Source organism: Pantoea sp. R102 (assembly GCF_004916815.1).
Classification (GTDB): domain Bacteria; phylum Pseudomonadota; class Gammaproteobacteria; order Enterobacterales; family Enterobacteriaceae; genus Pantoea; species Pantoea dispersa.
In genome coordinates this window covers 1-3,618 of sequence record NZ_SDFT01000246.1, presented here as the reverse complement: position 1 = coordinate 3,618, position 3,618 = coordinate 1, and the positions used below count along the sequence as shown (strand labels likewise).

Sequence of the window (3,618 nt, the reverse complement as noted above, 5' to 3'; positions counted from 1 at the left end):
CCATCGCCAATCGCCACGGTTTGTTCCGGTGCGATGTCAAAGCGCTGGGCCAGACTGTTCAGGGTATCGGCTTTAAATTGCGCGTCGACGATTTGCCCCAGCACTTCGCCGGTCAGCTTACCGTCACGCATTTCCAGTTCGTTGGCCACCGCAGCGGCCAGATGCAGCGTCTGCCGCAGGTGATCGGCATAGAAGGTGAACCCGCCCGAGGCAATCGCCACCTGCCAGCCCAGCGCCTGCAACTTGTGCACCAGAGTGGTCAGGCCCGGCATCAGCGGCAGCGTGTCGCGCACCTGCTTCAGGATGTTGGCGTCAGCGCCAGCCAGCTTCGCCACGCGCTCACGCAGACTGGCTTTAAAATCCAGCTCGCCGCGCATCGCGCGCTCCGTCACTTCCGCCACCTGCTCGCCGCAGCCCGCCAGTTTGGCGATCTCATCGATGCACTCGATCTGGATGGCGGTGGAATCCATGTCCATTACCAGCAGCCCTGGCGTTTTCAGATGGGGAATTTTGCCAAGCGGCGCCACATCAAAGCCAGCCTCATGCGCCAGCTTGCTGGCACGCGGTGTCAGCGAGCCCGCCAGCCGGATTACCTGATACTCATCGACATTCCACGCGCTGACGATCACCATCGCCGCGCCCAGCTGATGCTGATAATCGGTCAGTTTTTGTTTATCGAGCCCGCGCCCATACAGTAACCAGCCAGTCCGACCGGCACGGTAATCCAGCGGCATCACTTCATCACCGCTCAGGGAAAGGGGTAAACCCGGCCAAAGAGAGACATCGGCGGGCAGATCGCACCAGGTAAGACGATTTGGCATTACAGCTCCTGTAGGGACAACAAAACCACGCAAGAGGCTACCTTGTCTGCGCGGGTTCTGGCAACATAATTGCCAGCCTTTCTGCTGTTACGTCACACGGGTTTCTGATGGTCAAAACCGCACTGAAATTTCGCCTGCATCGCACGGTGATCGTTCTTATCTCGCTGGCGCTGTTAGTGGTGCTGATGCAGGGCGCGTCATGGTTTAGTCTTGGCCATCAGATGGCCCGTTCCGAGCAGGTCGAGGAACTGGCGCACACGCTGACGCGCCAGGTGGCGTTCAGCCTGAAACCGCTCATGGATAACAGCGACGATAACCGCACGCAGATTGAAGCCATCCTGAATCAGATGACGGATAACAGCCGCGTGCTGGACGCTTCGGTCTATGCCGACGACGGTAGCCTGGTGGCCCACAGCGGTGAGAGCATTAATGTGCGCGACCGCCTGGCGCTCGACGGTAAACGTGCCGGTAGCTATTTCAATCATCAGATTGTCCAGCCGCTGGAAGGGAAAGAGGGTCCGCAGGGTTTTCTGCGTATCACGCTGGATACGCATGTGCTGGTGACGGAATCGCGTCAGGTGGATAACACCACCAATATTCTGCGCCTGATGATGCTGCTGGCGCTGGCGATCGGCATTATCCTGACCCGTACCCTGCTGCGCGACCGCCGCACCCGCTGGCAGCAATCCCCGTTCCTGCTGACGGCCAGCAGAACGGTGAAAGAGGATAAAGAGGAAGAGACGGCGGCGGAGAGTGTGGAGACGGAGAGGAAAGAGGGTTGAGTTCATTGGGGCAGTGCGGTCTGATCGCTTGCTGAAACGAGGTTTAACACCGGTCAGGCGATGACAGTCAGGATAGAGGCGGCTGCATGATCCTGACGGCGGGCGGCTAAAGAGAAAAGCCGGGAGGATCATTGAGATCGCTTCCGGCTTAGAGTTAATTGTTATTCACAATATTCCATATGTTATCCTTTATCTTTTGATATATTTTATTTAACCGGACTCTTTCATCAAAATCATCCCGCCATATAAAATATTCAGAAAAAGAACCATTTCCTTTATCCATCGTTTTCCATGTGTCACAAGCACTGTAAAAAAAACATTCTGGGTCATCACATCTGTTATCATTAGACCATTCTAGTTTTTCTATTATTGACTCGACACCGCGAATCCAGTTAATTTCCTTCTCACTTATGAGAATGTCTCTCAACTTTTTAAATTCATTTAATAGATCTTCTGACAATATCTTACTATGCATATCACTACCTTAAAGGCCAGCTATCCATTATCTTAACCCCTGCCAGTTGCCAAGGCTGCTCAACAAATATCTGAGTAACATTTTGACCACCAAAATAAGAGCCTCCCTGATAACCCACTGGCCCCTCGTATATAGTTGTTCCTTTAGGTATTAAAACTTTGTATACAGATTTTAAAGGAGAAGTACCAGTTAATACCCCTTCGTTATCAATCCATTGAGGTTTAACAGCTAAATCAACACGAACTTTTGCTGCTGACTCAGCAGGGTCTCTCGTGAACCACTGGCCAAAAGCATTTTTCCCACCGCCAGCCTTTCCTGCTCGATATAAAACAAGATCTTCTTTTAAGATATTCTTATTATATTTACCACCTGCAAAATTTGCAGCTGGATTATTTCTTAATTTAGCAAGTGGGCCAGGGTTATTAACCATATCATATTTATAATCGCCCTTGCACCTGCTTAGGCCTAATGGATCCACCCACCCCAGCGCATTCGGCGCATACTGGTACAGATTCAGCCCACCCGCCAGCCCTATCGGGTCCTGCTGCGTAAACCGCGCACTGTCCGGGTCGTAGTAACGAAACAGATTGTAGTGCAGTCCGGTTTCACGGTCCAGGTACTGGCCCTGCATACGCAGGTTCTGGTCGTAGCCGGGCAGTTGCTGATGAGAGAAGGTGGAAAGGGATTACTGATCCTGACAGCGGGCGGCTAAAGAGAAAAAAGCCGGAAGGATCATTCAGATCGCTTCCGGCTTATTTTAATACTTCCTTATTTTCTCATACTGATAGGGAACATCGACTAATTCCTCTATCAGTCCATCTTCATCTGGCCAATCTAAAATAAAATGTGCATAACCAGGCATATAAGCCTTTGAATCCATTACCTTTATCATCTCTTCCAGTTCTTTTTTTACCTGCATCAATGCCTGGACTGAAAGAGGTGCTGTTTCGTTACGCTCATGCCGACTTATAGCATCAAGTACCTTTTTAAGGACGTTTTTTAATAAAAATTCGAAAGAAGTAATCATAATAAAGATCCATATTTCCAAGGCTGAAGAACAAAAATCTGTTCTGCTCCTCCCTATATTGATCACCATACTCAAATTGCGGTGCAGCTTTACCTATTATCATCGTTGTCCCTGGTTTTATCTGCCATTGTTTGATTCCAGTCATACCATTCCATTCATGAGGTAATGCCAAACCAGCCTTGTTCGTCTGAGGTGTAAATGTCTCAAAAACATATTTACCTTCAGCTCTGGCAGTTTTTCCATAATCATGAAAGCGAGTTCTAAATTGATTATTCCCAGCTTTTTGAACGGATAAGGTATCTAAATCGAAGGAATCAATTACTTGTTTTCTCTGCGCCTTATTCACCCCCATGGAACGAAGGTATGCAGATGCATCTTTTGCACCTCTATAAGGATCCGATCGGCCATCGCCTGAACACTTACTCAACCCCAGCGGATCTATCCAGCTGAACGCATTCGGTGCATAAGCATACAGGTTCAGCCCACCCGCCAGTTCTATCGGGTCCTGCTGCG

General features: G+C 49.9%; 4 protein-coding genes and 2 pseudogenes. 1 reads left to right on the top strand and 5 read right to left on the bottom strand.

The features are described 5' to 3' along the window. A partial coding sequence (serB, locus tag ERD80_RS20900) for a phosphoserine phosphatase (protein ID WP_136548396.1) occupies nt 1–821 on the bottom strand: 821 nt, incomplete at its 3' end. A 107-nt stretch (nt 822–928) separates the two neighbouring features. On the opposite strand from serB, the gene ERD80_RS20895 reads away from it, so the two are divergent. Further along, nucleotides 929–1,603, top strand: a complete 675-nt coding sequence (locus ERD80_RS20895; RefSeq protein WP_021506808.1) for a YtjB family periplasmic protein — start codon at nt 929–931, stop codon at nt 1,601–1,603. Nucleotides 1,604–1,757: 154 nt separating this feature from the next. On the opposite strand, the gene ERD80_RS20890 is transcribed toward ERD80_RS20895, so the two are convergent. The 4 genes and pseudogenes from ERD80_RS20890 to ERD80_RS22705 all read right to left on the bottom strand — a co-directional run. Then, on the bottom strand, nt 1,758–2,078 hold the full coding sequence (locus tag ERD80_RS20890; RefSeq protein WP_058771506.1) for a hypothetical protein: 321 nt from the start codon (nt 2,076–2,078) through the stop codon (nt 1,758–1,760). 445 nt (nt 2,079–2,523) lie between these two features. Continuing rightward, nucleotides 2,524–2,748 (bottom strand): annotated as a pseudogene (locus ERD80_RS22710) (RHS repeat-associated core domain-containing protein); the annotation flags it as partial. Nucleotides 2,749–2,835: 87 nt separating this feature from the next. Next, nucleotides 2,836–3,105, bottom strand: a complete 270-nt coding sequence (locus tag ERD80_RS20880) for a hypothetical protein (protein ID WP_058785612.1) — start codon at nt 3,103–3,105, stop codon at nt 2,836–2,838. Next, a pseudogene (locus ERD80_RS22705) lies at nt 3,065–3,618 on the bottom strand (hypothetical protein); the annotation flags it as partial. The gene ERD80_RS20880 and the pseudogene ERD80_RS22705, both read right to left, overlap by 41 nt.